This is a genomic window from Cupriavidus sp. 94F1, from assembly GCF_057798875.1.
In genome coordinates, this window is sequence record NZ_JBYOJT010000011.1 from 13198 (window position 1) to 32365 (window position 19168).

14 protein-coding genes are annotated in these 19168 nt (G+C 64.5%); 6 read left to right on the plus strand and 8 right to left on the minus strand.

Annotated elements, in window-relative coordinates; all coding sequences use genetic code 11:
- Positions 1–110 precede the first annotated feature (110 nt).
- On the plus strand, positions 111–785 hold the full coding sequence (locus tag AC3FJ6_RS22090; protein ID WP_488773758.1) for a histidine phosphatase family protein: 675 nt from the start codon (positions 111–113) through the stop codon (positions 783–785).
- Positions 786–796: 11 nt separating this feature from the next.
- On the opposite strand, the gene AC3FJ6_RS22095 is transcribed toward AC3FJ6_RS22090, so the two are convergent.
- Positions 797–1423, minus strand: a complete 627-nt coding sequence (locus AC3FJ6_RS22095) for a LysE family translocator (protein ID WP_488773759.1) — start codon at positions 1421–1423, stop codon at positions 797–799.
- A gap of 192 nt (positions 1424–1615) precedes the next feature.
- Here AC3FJ6_RS22095 and AC3FJ6_RS22100 point away from each other — a divergent pair, with 192 nt between their 5' ends.
- Positions 1616–3784: an alpha/beta hydrolase domain-containing protein gene (locus AC3FJ6_RS22100; RefSeq protein WP_488773760.1), complete on the plus strand. Its 2169-nt coding sequence runs from the start codon at positions 1616–1618 to the stop codon at positions 3782–3784.
- A gap of 26 nt (positions 3785–3810) precedes the next feature.
- Here the strand turns inward: AC3FJ6_RS22100 and AC3FJ6_RS22105 are convergent, their stop codons facing one another.
- Together AC3FJ6_RS22105 and AC3FJ6_RS22110 are read right to left on the minus strand one after the other, a co-directional pair.
- Positions 3811–4092, minus strand: coding sequence for a DUF7696 family protein (locus AC3FJ6_RS22105; RefSeq protein WP_092597303.1), 282 nt, complete (start codon positions 4090–4092; stop codon positions 3811–3813).
- 277 nt (positions 4093–4369) lie between these two features.
- On the minus strand, positions 4370–4780 hold the full coding sequence (locus AC3FJ6_RS22110) for a hypothetical protein (RefSeq protein WP_400393055.1): 411 nt from the start codon (positions 4778–4780) through the stop codon (positions 4370–4372).
- Positions 4781–5149: 369 nt separating this feature from the next.
- On the opposite strand from AC3FJ6_RS22110, the gene AC3FJ6_RS22115 reads away from it, so the two are divergent.
- Together AC3FJ6_RS22115 and AC3FJ6_RS22120 are read left to right on the plus strand one after the other, a co-directional pair.
- On the plus strand, positions 5150–7390 hold the full coding sequence (locus tag AC3FJ6_RS22115; protein ID WP_488773761.1) for a mechanosensitive ion channel family protein: 2241 nt from the start codon (positions 5150–5152) through the stop codon (positions 7388–7390).
- Between the two features lie 386 nt (positions 7391–7776).
- Positions 7777–8931, plus strand: a complete 1155-nt coding sequence (locus tag AC3FJ6_RS22120) for a helix-turn-helix transcriptional regulator (protein WP_488773762.1) — start codon at positions 7777–7779, stop codon at positions 8929–8931.
- A gap of 49 nt (positions 8932–8980) precedes the next feature.
- Here AC3FJ6_RS22120 and AC3FJ6_RS22125 read toward each other — a convergent pair whose 3' ends face one another.
- The 4 genes from AC3FJ6_RS22125 to AC3FJ6_RS22140 form a co-directional block, all read right to left on the minus strand.
- Complete coding sequence (locus AC3FJ6_RS22125; RefSeq protein ID WP_488773763.1) at positions 8981–10519, minus strand: SpoVR family protein; 1539 nt, start codon at positions 10517–10519, stop codon at positions 8981–8983.
- 64 nt (positions 10520–10583) lie between these two features.
- Positions 10584–11861, minus strand: coding sequence for a YeaH/YhbH family protein (locus AC3FJ6_RS22130; RefSeq protein ID WP_400394709.1), 1278 nt, complete (start codon positions 11859–11861; stop codon positions 10584–10586).
- A gap of 72 nt (positions 11862–11933) precedes the next feature.
- Positions 11934–13856: a PrkA family serine protein kinase gene (locus tag AC3FJ6_RS22135; protein ID WP_153947107.1), complete on the minus strand. Its 1923-nt coding sequence runs from the start codon at positions 13854–13856 to the stop codon at positions 11934–11936.
- 829 nt (positions 13857–14685) lie between these two features.
- On the minus strand, positions 14686–15600 hold the full coding sequence (locus tag AC3FJ6_RS22140; RefSeq protein ID WP_488773764.1) for an SDR family NAD(P)-dependent oxidoreductase: 915 nt from the start codon (positions 15598–15600) through the stop codon (positions 14686–14688).
- A 135-nt stretch (positions 15601–15735) separates the two neighbouring features.
- Here AC3FJ6_RS22140 and AC3FJ6_RS22145 point away from each other — a divergent pair, with 135 nt between their 5' ends.
- On the plus strand, positions 15736–16638 hold the full coding sequence (locus AC3FJ6_RS22145) for a LysR substrate-binding domain-containing protein (protein WP_488773862.1): 903 nt from the start codon (positions 15736–15738) through the stop codon (positions 16636–16638).
- Between the two features lie 78 nt (positions 16639–16716).
- Here the strand turns inward: AC3FJ6_RS22145 and AC3FJ6_RS22150 are convergent, their stop codons facing one another.
- Positions 16717–17721: a tripartite tricarboxylate transporter substrate-binding protein gene (locus tag AC3FJ6_RS22150; protein ID WP_488773765.1), complete on the minus strand. Its 1005-nt coding sequence runs from the start codon at positions 17719–17721 to the stop codon at positions 16717–16719.
- A gap of 265 nt (positions 17722–17986) precedes the next feature.
- Here AC3FJ6_RS22150 and AC3FJ6_RS22155 point away from each other — a divergent pair, with 265 nt between their 5' ends.
- Positions 17987–19156, plus strand: coding sequence for an acyl-CoA dehydrogenase family protein (locus tag AC3FJ6_RS22155; protein ID WP_400394484.1), 1170 nt, complete (start codon positions 17987–17989; stop codon positions 19154–19156).
- The last annotated feature ends 12 nt before the right edge of the window (positions 19157–19168 follow it).

Here is a 19168-nt window from a genome sequence, read left to right on the forward strand (position 1 = left end):
TGCGGCATGCAGCGAAACCATGGCCATCATGAATTCCTGCGGGTCATGCTGGGCCCGCCGGCATCACGCGACTAGAATCGCGCCATATCCTCTCTGCAGATGCCCATATCATGGCCACGCTCTTCCTGGTCCGTCACGGCCAAGCCTCGTTTGGCGCCGCCAACTACGATTGCCTGTCGGACGTCGGCCGCCAGCAAGCCCGCTGGCTTGGCGAATATTTCAAGGGGCGGGATATCACGTTCAAGCGCGTAGTGGCTGGTTCTCTGGTGCGCCAGCAGGACACCGCCACCGAAATCCTGAACGGCATGGGCGCCGCCGGGACCGCCGTGGACACGCACACGGGCCTGAACGAATACGACGGCGAATCGCTCTACCGCAGCTTCACCAAGGGCGCCGATCACCGGGCCCACCAGAACGGTGACTACCAGGATTACTGGCGCACCTTCCGCGCGGCATTCGCGGCCTGGACGCAGGACCAGCTGGCCGGCATGCCCGAAAGCTGGGACGCGTTCGGGGCGCGCATGCAGGCCGCGCTGTCGACGGCCACGGAAGGCGCGGCGCGCGAGGATGCGCTACTGGTGGTCAGCTCCGGGGGCGCCATTGGCCGCGCCATCGCCGACCTGCTCGGCGCACCCACGCAGACCGCCATCGAGCTGAACCTGCAGTTCCGCAACACCGGCTTCTGCGAACTGATCGTCGGGCGCGGCACGCAGCGCCTGCTGAGCTTCAACAACGTGCCGCATCTGGAACACCCCGAGCGGCGCCGCGCCATCACGTTCGCCTGACCGGCAACGCGTCAGCGTTGGGATAGCGCCAGCTTGCCAGCCAACGCCAGGAATACCGTTCCCGCAAACCAGTTGACGGCGCGCTGCACCCGCGCCGAACGCATCAGCACGCGACCGAACAGGCCCGAGAACCACGCGATGGATCCAAACACCAGCAGCGTGGCCGCGATGAAGGCAAAGCCCAGCACCATGATCTGCAGGGCCACGTGCCCCTGTTTTGCGTTGACGAACTGCGGCAGGAACGCCAGAAAAAAGATCACCACCTTGGGATTGGTCAGGTTCATGACCACGCCGCGCAGATACATGTTCCTGACCGGGCGCGCCGCGGCGGCGTCCTTGCCGATGTCGCCCACCGGCGCACGAAACGCCTGCCACGCCAGATAGACCAGATAGAGCGCGCCAACGATTTTCAGCGCGGTGAACGCCACCATCGATGCCGCCAGCAGCGCGGCCAGGCCCACGGCCACCACGGCCGTATGCACCAGCAACCCCGTACACAGACCCAGCACCACGGTCAGCCCGGCGCGCGTGCCGTGCATCGCCGATTGCAACAGGACGAAGATATTGTCGGGGCCGGGCGCCAGGCTCAGCAGCACGGCGATCCCCAGGAAAGGCAGCAGCGTTTCTAACGGTGGCATGCGGGCGCTCCGCGAAATGTGAGACGCCATGGTAGCCCATGGCCGCACGGCGGGCGAGCCACCGCTTTTCGACTGGATCGATCAATCCATTCAAACAATCAATTTATCAGCACAATGCTGCCGGCCTATATTCGAGTCGCCCTCCCGCGCAGGACGGGACGGCCATTCGAAAACAAAGACGAGGAGACATCGATGGATGCACGTGCACATGGGCGGCACGCGGCGGCGCTCACCCTTGCGGCAACGGTAACGCTGCTGGCGGGCTGCGGCGGCAGCGACGACAGTGGCAATGGCGGCAACGGCGGCAGCTCTGCCGGCACCAGTACACCGGCCGCCCGCACGCCGGGCGTGACGCTGAAGATCACCGGCACGCAGGATTTCGCCGGCACCTACGGCAGCGTGGGGCAGTACGAGCAGGTCACCGGCACCGTGAGCGGCGAAGTCGATCCGAAGGACCCCAGGAACGCGGTCATCCAGGACCTGGCGCTGGCACCGGTCAACGCCAACGGCATGGTCGAATACTCGGCTGACTTCGTCATGCTCAAGCCGAAGGACATGAGCAAGGCCAGCGGCGTGCTGCGTTACGACGCGCCGAACCGCGGCAACATCCTGACGATGCCCAACCCGACCGCCTCGCCCAGCGACGCGGTGTACCTGGAACGCGGCTACGTGCTGCTCTATTCGGCCTGGCAGGGCGACGTGCCCAAGTCCACCGCGGCGCGCCTGACCGTGACGGTACCCGTGGCAAAGAATGCCGACGGCACGTCGATCACCGGCACCTATCGCTCGGAACTGGTCCCCACCGCTGCCACGCCGATGATGTCGCTGCCGGGCGGCGTGTTCAACGGCACGATGCTGCCCTACGCGCCCGCCAGCCTCGACAACACGCAGCCCGGCTATTCGCTGACCCGGCGCATCAACGAGACCGATCCACGCGTGGCCATCCCGGCCAGCGACTGGAAATTCGCCAAATGCGATGCGGGCAACCCGTTCCCGGGCACCGCCGACCCCGCCAACGTCTGCCTGCGCGGCGGCTTCGATCCGCAATACCTGTACGAACTGGTCTACGTGGCGAAGGACCCCAAGGTCATGGGCGTGGGCCTGGCCGCGCTGCGCGATACGGTCAGCTTCTTCCGCACCAGGACCGTGGATAGCGCCGGCACGCCGAATCCGCTGGCCGGACGCATCCGGTACGCCATCGGACAAGGCACGTCGCAGTCGGGCAATGCCATGAAGACGTTCCTGCACCTGGGCTTCAACCAGGCGCTGGACGGCTCGAAGGTGTTCGACGGCATCTACGCCCATGTGGCCGCGCGGCAGACCAACATCAACACGCGCTTTGCGGTGCCGGGCGGCGGCGGCGGCCTGCGCACCGACCACACGGCGTTCGGCCAGACCGCGCCGCGCGGGCTCGATGCCAACTACGTGGACGACGTCTCCGGCAAGACCGGCGGTGTGATGGCGCGATGCTCGGCCAGCAACACCTGCCCGAAGTTCTTCCTCGGCTTGTCGGGCACGGAGTTCTGGCAGCTGCAGGGCTCGCCGGTGCTGACCGATGCCAACGGTTTCCGTGACCTGAAGCAGCCCGACAACGTCCGCATCTATTACTACACGGGCACCCAGCACGGCGGCGCGGGCGGCGCCAGCAGCATCGCGTTCGCCCCCACGCGCAATGTCTATCCGGCCGGCACGGTGATCCACCACAACGACACGTTCCGCGCGCTGTTCATCGACCTGGAGGACTGGGTGGTCAAGGGCACGACGCCGCCAGCAAGCCAGGTGCCGGCACTGGCCGACGGCACGCTGGTGCGTCCCGCCAGCCTGACGCTGCCGGCGATGAAGGGCACAAGCTGGCCGGTGTCTGGCGTATCGACGACGATTCCAGACTTCCAGTACCTGGCGCGCTACAACGGCTATCCGCTGCTGGACTTCGGGCCCCAGTACCGGCGCGAGGATGAATCGGGCATCGCCACGATCCTGCCGCCCGCCTATCTGAACCGCGACTATGCGATCCTGGTGCCGCAGACCGACCCGTCCACCGGCATTCCGCGTGCAGGCATCCATAGCGTGGAAGCCCGCGCACCGATCGGTACCAGCCTGGAGTTCAACTACGTGGCCACGGCGGGCATTGTCGACCTGTCCAACCTGACCGGATCGTTCATTCCGTTCCACAAGACCGAAGCCGCACGCATCGCCGTCGGCGATGGGCGCCCGTCGCTGGAGTCGCTCTATACCAACCAGGCCGGCTATGTGGCCGCGGTGACCGCTGCGGCCAACGATCTGGTGGGGCAACGCCTCCTGCTGCAACGCGATGCCGACGCGATCATCGCCCGCGCGGTGGCGAACCCGGTGTTGCCGTAAGGCGGATCGGGCGGCGGTGGCGGTGCCTACATCAGGCGCGCGATTGCCTCCGCCCGGATCGACTCGGCCTTGGCCTTCAGGCGCAGCGCCACGTCGGCGCCGCGCTCGTTGGCCACGCGTTCGATAAAGGCGGAACGCAGCACGTCGTTCAGTGTGGCCACGTGCGAGGCTTCGCAGAACATCTTCCATGCCATCGGCTGACCGCTGTATTCGTCGCGGCGGCTCAGCATGGCGGCGTCGATGGCGGCGACGATGGCGGCATCGCGCACGATCACGGCATTGGGGTGGGCGGCAACGGTCTGGAACATGATGGTCTCCCGGTCGGCAAGTCTGGCGCTGCGTTTCAAATCGTGTTGTCCGATCAGGATCTGCAAACGACATGCCAATATTGCCGGGCCGGCGCGGTTTCCATACCCGCGTTTCAATCGGCGCCCCGCCAGGCCGCGCCGCACGGGCGTTCCTGGAATCGTTACCCCACTTCAGACGGGCGTTTGCGGCCCCTTGCAACGGCTTCCGCCCGACGTTCCACAAACAAAAAAGGCGTTACGGGTTACGTAACGCCTTGCTCGTTTCGGGTAACAGCCATCATGCACGCGCGCCGTCGAGGTACGGATCGAAGGTGCGGGCCGGGGCAGCGGAGACTCCCACGTTATCGAGGCCGGCGACGAAGCGCGCGCCGTCGGTGTACGGGTCGGCATTGCGGGCGCCGTCCAGGTACGGGTCGGCGGTGCGTCCGGGGGCTGCCGAAACGCCTGCCTTGTCCAGACCGGCTACCGTGCGGGCGCCGTCGGTGAACGTATCGGGCTTGCCGACGCGGGCGCCGTCGGTGAAGACGTCGTGCGTGCGGAATTCATAACCATACTTGTCGGCCGAAACCGTCGTGCGGAACGTGTAGCCATACTTGTCTGCCGATACCGTTTCTGCCTGAGCGGCGCCGAGGGCGGCCAGCGACAGAACCAGGGTCGATGCGATCTTGAGGGCGGTGGTCTTGGTCATGATTTCTTCTCCGTAAAAGATTTTGCAGATTTATTCAGTTTGTATGAATGGTCCCGGTGTGCTGTGCCGTCGCTGCTTCTGTCTGCGTTGCGTTGCGCGCCGTCCATGAACAGAACTATAGGCTTGCCGCTTCCGCCAAAAGTGATGCATTCGCGGACAAGTTATTCAGTTTTTTTGAATTCAGGAAACCTGCCATGAAGCGCCGCCGGGCCGACGCCTGGCCGGCGGCCTGCTGCAATGCGCTACAGTGACGCGCATGCTGGCCATCTGACGGCGACCCTTTCCGCCCGCGTCCCTTACATGCACAGCTCGCGCCCCCTTTTGACTGCCCTGACCCGGGCCATGGCCTGGTGCCGTGCCCTTCTGCTGATGCTGCTTCTGAGCGGCCCAGCCTTTGGCGCCGGTTCGCCACTGCTCAATGCCATCAAGGCCCCGGCCGACAAGCCGGCGTCGGCGCCGGCCGCCAGCGCGGCGCTGGCCAGGTCGCTCGACGAGGTCATCGACACGCTACAGAACGATGCCGAACGGCGCGCGCTGGTCACGCAGCTCCAGACTCTGCGCCAGGGCCTGGATGCCTCTGCCCCGGCCGCAGCGGCCAGCGCCCCGGCTCCCGGACTGATTGGCGCGGTGGCGCAAGCGTTGCAGGACATCGACAGCACCCCGCACCGCGATCGTGGCCCCTGGCAATACTGGCGCTGGCGTATCCGCTTTGCCGGCGAGGAAATGCGCGAGGCGATCACGATCGGCCATACGCGGGCTGCCCTGGAATCGTGGCGCGAGTTCGGCATCGTGCTGGCTGGCTGGGCGCTGACGGGCTGGCTGCTGTTCGAGCTGTCGCGCCGGCTGCACCGCAACAGGCTGCGTCCGGCACGCCCCACCCAGTTACCGGTCGTGCCATCGTGGGTCGATGTCGGCATCTATTTCCTGCGCCGGATCGGGCCATGGATCGTCGCCTTCGCGCTGACGGTGCTGCTGGCCTACAAGGTCTTCGGCCGGACGCCCGCCAGCATGGGCGCGGTGCTGGTGGCCTATGCCATCGTGGCCGGCGCGCTGATGTCGGCGGTCTGCCAGGTCATCTTCGCGCTGTTCCAGTCGGGCCACCGCTCCCATGCAGTGCGCGACCTGCTCAGGCATTCGCCGATCCTGCTGTTCGTCACGGGCGCCCTGGCCGCGCTGGGCGAAGCCAATACCGACGCCCGGGTCATTGCCGCGCTGGGCGTGAACCTGTCCGCGCTGGTCAGTACCTTCGCCAATATCCTGGCTGCCGTGCTGATCGGGGTCTTCACGGTGCGGTTCCGCCGGGCCATCGGGCAACTGATCGCCTTCCGCCCATTTGCATTCCGCCAGGAGCATCCGGCCCTGATGGAGTTGTTGCGCATGGCCGGCCAGGCCTGGTACCTGCCCATGCTGGCGGTGGTGGCGGCGTCGGTCATCGGCACCATCATGGCCACCGGGCGTGCCGACGAATTCCTGCGCCGCGCCGTCATTACCGTGGCGCTGTTCGTGGGCGCCATGCTGCTCACGCTGGTGGCGGGCCGGTCACCCAAGGCGTCGGTAAGGGCGCCGCGGCTGCGCGACCGCCGGCGCTCGGCCTACCTGCGGCGCTTTGGCCGCTTCGGGGTGGCGCTGGTACGCGTGATCATCTGGCTGGCATTCCTGGAGCTCAATGCGCGCATCTGGGGGACATCGCTGATGATGCTGGCCGACTCGACCGTGCTGGGGCGCCATATCACGCGATCCGTGCTCAGCGTGATCGGCGTGGTGCTGCTGGCCTGGCTGGTCTGGCTGCTGATCGATACGGCCATCACCCAGTCGCTGTCTCCCACCAACAACCGCGCCGCCCAGCCCAGCCTGCGCGCCAAGACCATCCTGCCGCTCGTGCGTAACGCGTCTTTCGTGGCCCTGCTGGTGGTCGCGATGATTGCGGTGCTGGCCAACCTGGGCGTCAACGTCACGCCGCTGCTGGCCGGTGCCGGCGTGGTGGGCCTCGCCATCGGCTTCGGCGCCCAAAGTCTGGTGCAGGATCTGATCACCGGGCTCTTTATCGTGATCGAGGATTCGATCGCCATTGGCGATTCCATCGAACTGCCCGACCACGCCGGGGTTGTGGAAGGCATGACGATCCGCACGCTGCGGCTGCGTGATGGCAAGGGTGCGCTACACACGCTGCCCTATAGCCAGATCAAGGCGGTCAAGAACCTGTCGCGCGACTACGCGTTCGCGGTATTCAGCGTTTCCATCGCCTACCAGAGCGACTTCGACCGCGCGCTGGAGATCATTCGCGAGACCGGCGCCGAGGTGGCCCGCGACCACCGCTACTCCCGCAACCTGTTGTCCGGACTCGATATCCTGGGCCTGGACCGCTTCGATCCGAACGGCCAGGTGGTGCTTGCGCAATTCAAGACGCGCCCGCTGACCCAGGCCGAGATCTCGCGCGCCTTCAACGTGCGACTCAAGCGCAACTTCGACGCCGAAGGCATCCGTATGGCCGCGCCCTACGTGACCGTGCAGGTAGACGGCGGCGGCAACGGCGCCACGGGCGAAGCCGCCTTGACGGCTGCCGCCGGCGCAGGCGCTGAATTAGTCACCTCGGCAAAAGGCAAAGCCTGAGTTGCGCGACCCAAATGTGAAGACCCGGGCGCCTTGACGGGACGTTGTCGCATTTGCGCCATGGCGGCGCGCGAACTTGGCCGTGAATCGTTTGAAATACGCGTGTCACGGCATTACTATCTCGCGAACTTCAGCAATCCGACGCGGCCACTGCCGCGTGCCCGGATGCCGGAAACGCAGGCGTGGCGCCGGAAAACGGCAAGCACACCCCTCCCTTGGCGGGATATTCCGGCACCGTGTTTTTGCAGGATCATCGCCGTACACATTGCCGAGTTCACGCGCTCCCAGTCAATCCGGCCCGGCACTGTGATGACATACAAAAGAATGACCGCGCCTCGACGCAGCGGTCTTGAGGAAAAAGGCGTTTGCCACCGGGGAAAAAAGAAATGGGCGAACACTTGTCTGCCGACGACGTCTTCTATCGTCTGGTCGATTGCATCTATGAATCTGCCATGGACGTGGCGGCCATGCCCGCGGCGCTCGACCTGTTTTCCGACTACACCTGTTCCGCCAGCCCGAGCTACCTGATATGGGACAAGCTTGCCGGCAAGGCACGTCTGGGGGTCACACCACACGGCTGCTTTACCAGCACCAGCACCATGCCCGAAAGCATGCGGGCGCTGCCGTCGCATGCCGCGCTGGCGGCCGCCACCGCCGACGCCGGCATGCTGCCGGGCCCGGATGCGGAAGGCCCGACGCCGTTCGACTGCAACGGCCTGGCCAATGGCATCCGTCTCTTCGACACGCACGATGTCTGCGTCTGGATGAGCGCAACCCCCGGCTGCGACAGCTGCCGTGCGGTCGATTGCAACCAGCGCGTGGCACAGGTAATGCCGCACTGGGCACGGGCGGCCCGCATGCAGCACCGCAATTTCGAGCTGAGCGGGCTGGCGTCAATGGGGCTCGCGGGGCTGGACACGCTGGATTTCGGCGTGATGGTGCTGCAGGCCGACATGCGGGTGCGCTACGCCAACAGCTGGGCCGAAGCCCTGGTGCAGGCGGATTCCAACCTGGCGCTCGACAACGGCGTGCTGAGCGCGCATCCCGAATCGCTGCAATCGGTACTGACCAGGCTGCTTGACGGCGCCGTGCACGGCGGCCGCCATGGCGATGCCGCGGCGGGCTCGTGGATGCATATCACCTCGGGCGGCCAGCCCGTGCCGATCATCGTCATGCCGCTGGTATCGCGCCAGCCGGTCGAAGGCCCGTGGCAGCTGCCGATGGCCATGATGCTGCTTGGCAACTCCGAATCGCGCTCGGTGCTGGATGCCGGCGTGCTGACGTCGCTGTTCGGCCTCTCGCGCAAGGAGAGCATCATCGCCATCCGCCTGGCGGCCGGCGAAACGCTCAACGAGATCGCCGAACGCGAATTCCTGTCACCGCATACGGTACGCGTGCACATCCGCGATACGCTGCGCAAGACCGGCACGCACCGCCAGTCGGAACTGGTGCGCCTGCTGCACTTGTTGCCGGGCGTGGACCTGGAGCGCGCGGGCGCCTGCTCGCCGGCCCGGCCGCGTGGCCAGGCACGGTCCCGATAATCTTTCCCGGGAAGTCCCCGCCCTTCCGGCGGGGACCCAGCCATGAACGCTAGGCAGCCTTGCGATGCTGCTGGTGGCGGCGCTCCGGCTTGCACTCGTACTTGAGCTCGCGCCGGCCGTCCTCGTAGACCACTTCCAGCCGCACCGTAAAGCCCCATAGCCGTGTGACGTGGCGGATCACCTCGTCGAAGTTCTGCGCCAGCGGACGGCGATCCTGCTGCAGATGGCGCAGCGTCAGCGAGCGGTCGCCCCCGATATCGACATTGGTCACCTGGATATTCGGCTCCATGTTCGACAGATCGTACTGGGTCGCCAGCAGCCGGCGGATCTCGCGATAGCCTTCGTCGTCGTGGATGGCCGTCACGCGCAGCTTGCCCTCGCGATCGTCGTCCAGCACCGAAAACAGCTTCAGCTCGCGAATCACGCGCGGCGACAGGAACTGCAGCAAGAAGCTTTCGTCCTTGAAATTGCGCATCGCAAAGTCGAGCGTCTGGCGCCAGTCGCTGCCGGCAATCTCGGGCGCCCAGCGCCGGTCTTCCTCCGTCGGGTTCTCGCACATGCGGCGCAGGTCCTGGAACATCAGGAACCCCACCGTGTACGGATTCAGGCCGCTGTAGTACGGGCTGTGGTACGGCGGCTGGTAGATGACGTTGGTATGCGCCTGCAGCAGTTCGAGCATGAACGCATCGTTGACCAGCTTTTCCTCGTACAGCTGGTTGATGATGGTGTAGTGCCAGAACGTGGCCCAGCCTTCGTTCATGACCTTGGTCTGCCGCTGCGGATAGAAATACTGGGCGACCTTGCGCACGATGCGCACGATCTCGCGCTGCCACGGCTGCAGCTTCGGCGCGTTCTTCTCGATGAAGTAGAGCAGGTTCTCCTGCGGCTCCGGCGGGAAGGTTACCTCGTACTCGGCAGCCTCCTCTTCCTCCCGCAGGGCGTGGGGCCGGTGCTTGGGCAGCGTGCGCCACAGGTCGTTGACCTGCATCTGCAGATAGTTTTCGCGTTCCGCCTGCCGCGCCTGCTCTTCGGTGATCGACAGCTTCTTGGGCCGCTTGTAGCGGTCCACACCGTAGTTCTGCAGCGCGTGGCAGGAGTCGAGCAGCATTTCGACTTCCTGCTCGCCGTATCGCTGCTCGCACTCGGCCACGTAGTTCTTGGCAAACAGCAGGTAGTCGATGATCGCGTCGGCGTTGGTCCAGGTGCGGAACAGGTAGTTGCCCTTGAAGAACGAGTTATGGCCGTAGCAGGCGTGCGCGATGGTCAGCGCCTGCATCGGCATCGTGTTCTCCTCCATCAGGTACGCGATGCAAGGATTGGAGTTGATCACGATCTCGTAGGCCAGCCCCATGTAGCCGCGCTGGTAGCCGCGTTCGGACGCCAGGAAGTGCTTGCCGTACGACCAGTGGCTGTAGCCGACCGGCAGCCCCGCCGACGCATAGGCGTCAAGCATCTGCTCGGCCGTGATGATCTCGATCTGGTTCGGATAGGTGTCCAGCCCGAACTCGCCGGCGATGCGGGCGATTTCACGGTCATACCGCTGGATCAGCTCGAAGGTCCACTCCGAGCCCGTAGAAAGATAGGCCATAGACTTCCCCAGTGACATGCCGGCCCGCGCCGCGCGCAGCGCCGGTTTGCTGCCGAATGCCCTGCTATCTGGCGGCCGGCCAGGCCGCGCGTTTCTGGAACAGGTCGTGCAACACGGGGTAGATCTCGTCCGCACCGATGATGCGCTGCATCGCAAAGTGCTCGAACTGGTTCTTTACCGTGAGGTACTCTTCCCAGAGGTTCTGCGGCTCTTCCGAAGCCACCTCCACATATGCGTAGTACTGCACCAGTGGCAGGATCGACTCGCGCAGCAGGCGGCCGCACAATTCCGAATCCCCTGCCCAGTTATCGCCATCCGACGCCTGGGCGCAATAGATGTTCCACTGGCTGGGCGGATAGCGGTCATGAATCACATCGACCATCAGCTTCAGCGCGCTTGAAACCACGGTACCACCGGATTCCCGGGAATGGAAGAAATCCTCCTCCTCCACCTCCTTGGCCACCGTGTGATGGCGGATGAACACCACGTCGATGCGCTCGTAGTTCCGCTTCAGGAACAGGTACAGCAGCATGAAAAAGCGTTTGGCCAGGTCCTTGCGGCTTTCGTCCATCGAGCCCGACACGTCCATCAGGCAGAACATCACCGCCTGCGCCTGCGGCCGCTTCTTGAGCACGCGGTTGTTGTAGCGCAGGTCGAGCTTTTCGATGAACGGCACGCGGTCCACCTGGGCACGCAGGTGACGCATCTTCTCCATCAGCGCCTCGGCCTGTTCGGAGTATGGCCCTTCCTTCTCGAGCACCTCGTTGTACTCGATCTCCAGTTCGTGCAACCGCTTCATGTAGGGGCTGGACAGCGCAATGCGCCGCCCGAGCGAACTGCGCATGGTGCGCAGGATCGACAGGTTCGATGGCGTGCCGTCGATCGAGAAGCCGGCGCGCACCTTACGCACCTCGGCAATCTTAGCAAGGTGGCGCTTGGCCAGGTCCGGCAGCGCCATGTCCTCGAAGAAGAAATTGAGAAAGTCCTCGCGCGACAGCGTGAAGACGAAATCGTCCTCGCCTTCGCCGCTGTCGCTGGCACGTGACCCGGTGCCGCCACTGCCCTGCTGCTGGCGGTCGAAGCTGTCACCCCGGACGAATTTCTTGTTGCCGGGATGAATCCACTCCCGCTTGCCGCCCTGGCCGTGGTGGAAGATCGGCTCGGAGATGTCCTTGACCGGAATGGACACCTGCCCGCTCTGCTCGATGTCCATGATCTTCCGGCCGGACACCGCCTTCGCCACCGCCTGCCGGATCTGCTCGCGGTAACGCTTGATGAAGCGTTGCTTGTTGACGGCGCTCTTGTTGCCGCCGTTCTCGCGCCGATCGATGACCGTACCCATATGCCGTCTGTCCGCCGTGGTAAGAGACGCCAGGAAAAGCGCGCCGTGGATAAAGACCGCGTCCGGAACCGGTTACGATGATTTCCTGACGCGCAGATACCACTCCACCAAAAGCCGAACCTGCTTGGGTGTATAGCCTTTCTCAACCATGCGGTTGATGAAGTTTTCGTGCTTCTCCTGATCCTCGCGCGACGACTTGGCATTGAACGAGATGACCGGCAGCAGGTCTTCCGTGGTGGAGAACATGCGCTTTTCGATCACCATCCGCAGCTTCTCGTAGCTGGTCCAGACCGGGTTCTTGCCCCCGTTGTTGGCACGGGCCCGCAGCACGAAGTTGACGATCTCGTTGCGGAAGTCCTTCGGGTTCGAGATACCGGCCGGCTTTTCCACCTTCTCCAGTTCGTCGTTCAGCGCATTGCGGTCCAGGATCTCGCCGGTATTCGGATCGCGATACTCCTGGTCCTGGATCCACAGGTCCGCAAACACCACGTAGCGGTCGAAGATGTTCTGGCCGTATTCGGAATACGACTCCAGGTACGCGGTCTGGATCTCCTTGCCGATGAACTCCACGTACGGGGTAGTCAGGTACTCCTTGATGTACGACATCAACTTGGCTTCCTGCTCCGGCGGGAACTGCTCGCGCTCGATCTGCTGTTCGAGCACGTACAGCAGATGCACCGGATTGGCCGCCACCTCGGTATTGTCGAAGTTGAATACCTTCGACAGCACCTTGAACGCGAAGCGGGTGGACAAGCCGTTCATGCCTTCGTCGATGCCGGCGTAGTCGCGATACTCCTGATACGACTTTGCCTTCGGATCCACGTCCTTGAGGCTCTCGCCGTCATAGACGCGCATCTTCGAGAAGACGTTCGAGTTCTCCGGCTCCTTGATCCGGGTGAGCACGGCGAACTGCGCCATCATCTTCAGCGTGTTGGGCGCGTTCGGCGCCGCCGACAGCGAACTGCTGCGCAGCAGCTTGTCGTAGATCTTCACCTCGTCGGACACGCGCAGGCAGTAGGGCACCTTGACGATATAGATCCGGTCAAGGAAAGCCTCGTTGTTCTTGTCGGCCTTGAACGTCTGCCACTCGGCCTCGTTCGAGTGCGCGAGGATGACGCCATCGAACGGAATCGCGCCAAAGCCCTCCGTGCCCTTGTAGTTGCCTTCCTGCGTGGCGGTCAGCAGCGGGTGCAGCACCTTGATCGGCGCCTTGAACATTTCCACGAACTCGAGCAGGCCGCGATTGGCCAGGCACAGGCCGCCGGAATACGAATAGGCATCCGGATCGTCCTGCGGGAAGTCTTCGAGCTTGCGGATGTCGACCTTGCCCACCAGCGACGAAATGTCCTGGTTGTTCTCGTCACCCGGCTCCGTCTTCGAAATGGCAATCTGCGCCAGCACCGACGGCCGCAGCTTCACCACACGGAACTTGGTGATGTCCCCGTTGAACTCGTGCAGCCGCTTGACGGCCCATGGCGACGGAATGGTATTCAGGTAGCGCACCGGAATGCCATAGTCTTCCTCCATGATCTTGCCGTCCTCTTCGGGCGAGAAGAGGCCGAGCGGCGATTCATGGATGGGCGAACCCTTGAGCGCGTAGATCGGAATCTCTTCCATCAGCGCCTTGAGCTTCTCGGCCAGCGACGACTTGCCGCCTCCGGGGGGCCCAAGCAGGTACAGGATCTGTTTGCGCTCTTCCAGGCCCTGCGCCGCGTGCTTGAAGAAGGAGACGATCTGTTCGATCGTGTCTTCCATCCCGTAGAAGTCGCGGAACGCCGGGTAGACCCGGATAACCTTGTTGAAAAACAGTCGGGACAGGCGCGGATCGTGGTGGGTATCCACCAGTTCAGGCTGTCCGATAGCGGCGAGCATGCGTTCGGCGGCAGTCGCGTAGGCAGAAGGATCCTTCTTGCAGATCTCCAGGTATTCCTGGATGCTGTATTCCTCTTCCTTGCGAGCTTCGAAGCGCGTGGCGTAGTGGCCAAAAATGTCCATACCTCACTCCCGTCAGAGTCCCACGTCCGAGGCGAAGGTAGTTCTACTCCCTTAAGACTTCGCGGCAACTTTGCTTTCCGCCACCCCGGCTTGGTGGAGTTGCCAAGTTGCGAAGTCTTTACTTCATCATAGTCAAATAACGGTGAACGTGAATCCCGAGTTGACTTCAGTTGCCTGTCGGTTCAGTCGCTCCGATGCACCCTCAAGCCATGCACGCATTGCGACTGCACACTCGTTTCATCACCCCGCCGCGACGGGCCATCGACCATGCTTGTGACACACATTACACCTTTCGAGTGCGTCCTGCACAGCGTGTTGTGTAACGATCAATCAAATCCAGAAACATCTGACAGGCGCTGTCGGCAATGCTCCTACACCCATGTCGCCGCTGGGGATGGATGACCTTTCCGCCCTGCTCGTCCAAATGCACGATATGCACCGCTTTCCGCATATCGACCTGCGCAATACCCGCTTCATGGTGCCGTGCATTGGCCCACGCCGCCAACTGCTGACGGGTGTCTTCCTCAAGCTGCCTGTGCGATATGCCCCTGCGCGCATCATGGCTGCCCAGCGCGTCATCCGCTGCGACCACGCGTCGCACCCATCAGCACTGTCCGACCTAGAGTGCCAGTGGGCAGACGCACGCATGCACCGATTTAGCGTTGGAGCCCGGCCCACATCGCACAGTCAGAGTGCGTGAGGCCCCCGTGAACGGGGGATGAGCAGAATGCGTGCCACGCGCGGGCGAATTGCTGCACCGCAGCGCGTGGCGAAGAGGGTGGCGACGTCGAGAAACGTCCTTAGGAAGGCCGACAGCAGGGGGTCCGGATCAGATCGGGTCCCAGTTGATGACGTCGGGCGACCGATCCAGCTTGAAGAAACTCGAACGCATGGCCGGCATGGCGATCTCGGCGACGGTTTCAGGGGTCCAGCCCTCGCTGGTATGCACCGAGCGCACCGGACGCGGCTGGCTCATCAGCATGATCTCGTTGGCGCGTACGGCAAAGATCTGGCCATTGACCTCGCTGGCCGCATCGCTGGCCAGGAACACCGCCACCGGTGCGATCTTGCCGGCCTCCATCTTCTGCAGGCGCTGCACGCGGGCCTTTTCCTCGGGGGTCTCGGCCGGGATCGAGCTGGTCATGCGGCTCCAGGCAAAGGGGGCGATGCAGTTCGAACGCACGTTGAAGCGCGCCATATCCAGCGCAATGGATTTGGACAGCGCGGCAATGCCGAGCTTGGCCGCCGAGTAGTTGGCCTGGCCCAGGTTGCCGATCAGGCCCGACGTCGACGTCATGTGGACGAAGGCGCCGCTTTCCTGATCCTTGAAATAGTTGGCCGCGGCGCGGCTCACGAAGAACGTGCCGTGCAGATGCACGTCGATCACCGAGCGCCATTCCTCCTCGTTCATCTTGAAGAACATGCGGTCGCGCAGGTTGCCGGCGTTGTTGACCACGGCGTCGATGCGGCCGAAATTGTCGAGCGCGCACTGGACGATGGCATTCGCGCCCCCCCACGAGGACACGCTGTCGGTATTGGCCACGGCCTCGCCGCCGGCCGCGCGGATTTCCTCCACCACGCGCTGCGCCGGCCCGGCATCGCCGCCTTCCCCGCTCATCGACACACCCAGGTCGTTCGCCACCACGCGCGCACCGGCCGCGGCCATGCCCAGCGCGATGCCCCGGCCGATGCCGCCACCTGCGCCCGTCACCACCACGACCTTGCCTGCCATCATTCCACTCATCTTCGACTCCTTGCGTGCGAGATTGCCGGGTTCCGGAACGTCACCCGTTCTATTGCCAACGCGGATACGATAAATTGTCGGCGGAGTTTCTGGAATTCACGAATGACAAAAGTGGGCTTCACGCTCGCTGAACCCATGCACTACGACCTGACCGACCTGCGCCTCTTCCTCAACGTCGGCGAAACCGAGAACCTGACCCGCGCTGCAGAACGCAGCTTCCTGTCGCTGCCGGCCGCCAGCTCGCGCATCAAGCAGCTGGAAGAGGCCTTCCAGACCCAGCTGCTGATCCGCCAGGTCAAGGGCGTGCGCCTGACGCCGGCCGGCGACGAACTGCTGCGCCACGCCCGCGAGGTGTTCCGCCAGCTGGAATGCCTGCATGCGGACCTGCGGCCCTACGCCAAGGGCGTCAAGGGCCGCGTACGGCTGCTGGCCAACACCACGGCCACCAATTCTTTCCTGGCCAACGGCCTGTCGCGCTTCCTGTCCGAGAACCCCGATGTCGACGTCGAACTGGAGGAACACCTGTCCGCCGATATCGTCTCGGCGGTCGGCAACGGCGCCGCGGACCTGGGCATCGTGGCCGGCGAGGTGGCCACGGCCGACCTGGACACCATGCAGCTCTGCAGCGACGAACTGATCGTGATCGCCCCGGTCAACCATCCGCTGCCGGCCTTCAAGGCGCTGCATTTCGCCGATCTGCTCGACACGTGCCGCTTTGTGGGACTCAACCAGTCGTCGGCCATCCAGTCGTTCCTGGACCGTATTGCCAGCGGCATGGGCAAGCGCATCAGCCTGCACATCCAGGTGGGCAGTTTCGATGCCGTGTGCCGCATGGTCGAGGCCGGCGCGGGTATCGCCATCGTGCCCAACAGCTGCGCACGGCGCTACGCCAGTCGCAAGGTGCTGCGCTTTATCCGGCTGGAAGACGACTGGGCCCGGCGCGAGCTGCGCCTGGTGCGCCGTCCGGGCCGCGAGCTGCCGCAGTTCGCGGAAACCCTGATCCGCTATCTGGCCGACGCGGCGCGAGAGCCGGTGTAGCTGGTTTTTTGGGGGGCTCCCCTCTCCCACGATGCGGGTCAGTACACGCGGGAGAGGCGAGACAACCCTCCGGACCGCTCAATCCGCGCGGACTCCCGCTGCCTTGATGATCGGCGACCATTTGTCGATTTCCGACGCCAGCCAGCTGTGCAGGCCTTCGGGCGTCTGCTTGTCCGCCGGCACGATCACCGCGCCCAGATCCTTCATGCGGGCCACCACGGCCGGGTCCTTGAGCGCCGTGCGCAGCGCGCCATTGAGCTTGTCGATCACGGCCGGCGGGGTGTTCTTCGGCGCATAGACCCCATGCCAGACCTTGACCTCGAAGCCCTTCAGCCCGCCCTCGCGCAGCGTGGGCGTATCGGGCAGCGCCGGAATGCGCTCGGCCGTGGTCACGCCGTACAGCTTGACCTTGCCCGACTTGATATGGGGCAGCGTCTGCGTGGTCTGGTCGCAGAGGATGTCCACCTGGCCACCCAGCAGCGCCGTCAGCGCCGGTGCCGTGCCTTGGTACGGAATCGTCTGCAGGTCCACGCCAATCGCCTTCTGGAACAGCATGCCGCACAGCTGCGACACGGCGCCCAGGCCCGCATTGGCCAGATTCACCTTGCTCTGGTTCTGCTTGATGTAGCTGACCAGCTCCGGCAGCGTATTGGCCGGCAGGTCGTGCCGGCCCAGCAGCGTCATCGGCACATCGGCCACCTGCCCCACGAACGAGAAATCGGTCAGCGGCTTGTATGGCAGCTTCGAGTACAGCGCCGGGGCCGTGGCCATGCCGTTGTGGTGGATCAGGATCGTATAGCCATCCGGTGCGGACTTGGCCACGTAGGCGGCCGATACCGTACCACCGGCGCCAAGCCGGTTTTCCACCACCACGCTCTGGCCGAGCGATTTCGACATGGCCGCCGCCACCGAGCGCGCCACCACATCGGTCGGTCCGCCCGCCGCGAACGGCACGACCATCGTGATCGGCCGCGACGGATAGGCGTCCGCCGCCCGTGCGATGCCTGGCGCCGCAACGGCCACGGCGGCTACCGCCAGTGCGGCCCAGGTCACGGATGCTGAAAGTTGCCGGTAGAACGTCATTCACTGTCTCCTGTCTGGTCTGCGCGTATGGCACGCGTCTGGTTGTTCTGGAATCGTGAGCCGCAGGGTGCAAGCAATGGGCGCGGCACACAATTCCGATTTGCCGAAGGGAGGACACGGCCCCGGAAAAGCCACGGGATTACCCTGAGCCGGTCCCGGCCCCCATCCCTAAGCCGGACAGAAGCCGCGCTTCAGCAAATGCGAATGTTGCTGCCACGGCAGCTCGGGAATAATGGCCTCACCCCCGACATAGACGGACATTGCCATGCACGCTGCACAGGACCAAGACCAGATTTACCCCGAAATCCGCGAGGCCGTACGCGACCTCTGCCAGCAGTTCGACTCCGCGTACTGGCAGCGCATCGAGGAACACAACGGCTTTCCGGAGGAATTTGTCCAGGCGCTGACCCAGGCGGGCTGGCTGTCCGCGTTGATCCCCGAGGCCTATGGTGGCTCGGGCCTGCCGCTGACCGCCGCGTCGGTCATCATGGAAGAGATCAACCGCAACGGCGGCAATTCCGGCGCCTGCCACGGCCAGATGTATGTGATGGGCTGCCTGCTCCGCCACGGCTCCGACGCGCAGAAACAACGCTGGCTGCCCGGCATCGCCTCGGGCGAACTGCGCATGCAGTCGATGGCCGTGACCGAGCCCACCACCGGCACCGACACCACCAAGCTCAAGACCACCGCCGTGCGCCGCGGCGACAAGTACGTGATCAACGGCCAGAAGGTGTGGATTTCGCGCGTGCAGCACTCCGACCTGATGCTGCTGCTGGCCCGCACCACGCCGCTGGACCAGGTGAAAAAGAAGTCCGAAGGCCTGTCGGTCTTCGTGGTGGACCTGCGCGAGGCCATCGGCAACGGCCTGACCGTCCAGCCGATCCGCAACATGGTCAACCACGAGACCAACGAGCTGTTCTTCGACAACCTGGAGATCCCCGCCGGGAACCTGATCGGCGAGGAAGGCCGCGGCCTCAAGTACATCCTCGACGGCCTGAATGCCGAGCGCATCCTGATCGCCGCCGAATGCATCGGCGACGGCTACTGGTTCGTCGAACGCGCCAGCGGCTATGCACGCGAGCGCATCGTGTTCGACCGTCCCATCGGCCAGAACCAGGGCGTGCAGTTCCCGATCGCGCGTGCCTACGTCAACGTGGAAGCGGCCAGCCTGATGCGCTACAAGGCGGCGCAGCTGTTCGACGCCGGCAAGCCGTGCGGCAAGGAAGCCAACATGGCCAAGCTGCTGGCGGCCGACGCGTCGTGGGAAGCCGCCAACGTGTGCCTGCAGACGCACGGCGGCTTCGGCTTCGCCGCCGAATACGACATCGAGCGCAAGTTCCGCGAAACGCGCCTGTACCAGGTGGCGCCGATCTCCACGAACCTGATCCTGTCCTACGTGGCCGAGCACGTGCTCGAACTGCCGCGTTCGTTCTGACCGCCTGACTCC

Coding starts and splice junctions, on each gene's coding strand:
- AC3FJ6_RS22090 (WP_488773758.1), top strand. CDS start 111: ATGGCCACGCTCTTCCTGGTCCGTCACGGCCAAGCCTCGTTTGGCGCC.
- AC3FJ6_RS22095 (WP_488773759.1), bottom strand. CDS start 1,423: ATGCCACCGTTAGAAACGCTGCTGCCTTTCCTGGGGATCGCCGTGCTG.
- AC3FJ6_RS22100 (WP_488773760.1), top strand. CDS start 1,616: ATGGATGCACGTGCACATGGGCGGCACGCGGCGGCGCTCACCCTTGCG.
- AC3FJ6_RS22105 (WP_092597303.1), bottom strand. CDS start 4,092: ATGTTCCAGACCGTTGCCGCCCACCCCAATGCCGTGATCGTGCGCGAT.
- AC3FJ6_RS22110 (WP_400393055.1), bottom strand. CDS start 4,780: ATGACCAAGACCACCGCCCTCAAGATCGCATCGACCCTGGTTCTGTCG.
- AC3FJ6_RS22115 (WP_488773761.1), top strand. CDS start 5,150: ATGCTGCTTCTGAGCGGCCCAGCCTTTGGCGCCGGTTCGCCACTGCTC.
- AC3FJ6_RS22120 (WP_488773762.1), top strand. CDS start 7,777: ATGGGCGAACACTTGTCTGCCGACGACGTCTTCTATCGTCTGGTCGAT.
- AC3FJ6_RS22125 (WP_488773763.1), bottom strand. CDS start 10,519: ATGGCCTATCTTTCTACGGGCTCGGAGTGGACCTTCGAGCTGATCCAG.
- AC3FJ6_RS22130 (WP_400394709.1), bottom strand. CDS start 11,861: ATGGGTACGGTCATCGATCGGCGCGAGAACGGCGGCAACAAGAGCGCC.
- AC3FJ6_RS22135 (WP_153947107.1), bottom strand. CDS start 13,856: ATGGACATTTTTGGCCACTACGCCACGCGCTTCGAAGCTCGCAAGGAA.
- AC3FJ6_RS22140 (WP_488773764.1), bottom strand. CDS start 15,600: ATGAGTGGAATGATGGCAGGCAAGGTCGTGGTGGTGACGGGCGCAGGT.
- AC3FJ6_RS22145 (WP_488773862.1), top strand. CDS start 15,736: ATGCACTACGACCTGACCGACCTGCGCCTCTTCCTCAACGTCGGCGAA.
- AC3FJ6_RS22150 (WP_488773765.1), bottom strand. CDS start 17,721: ATGACGTTCTACCGGCAACTTTCAGCATCCGTGACCTGGGCCGCACTG.
- AC3FJ6_RS22155 (WP_400394484.1), top strand. CDS start 17,987: ATGCACGCTGCACAGGACCAAGACCAGATTTACCCCGAAATCCGCGAG.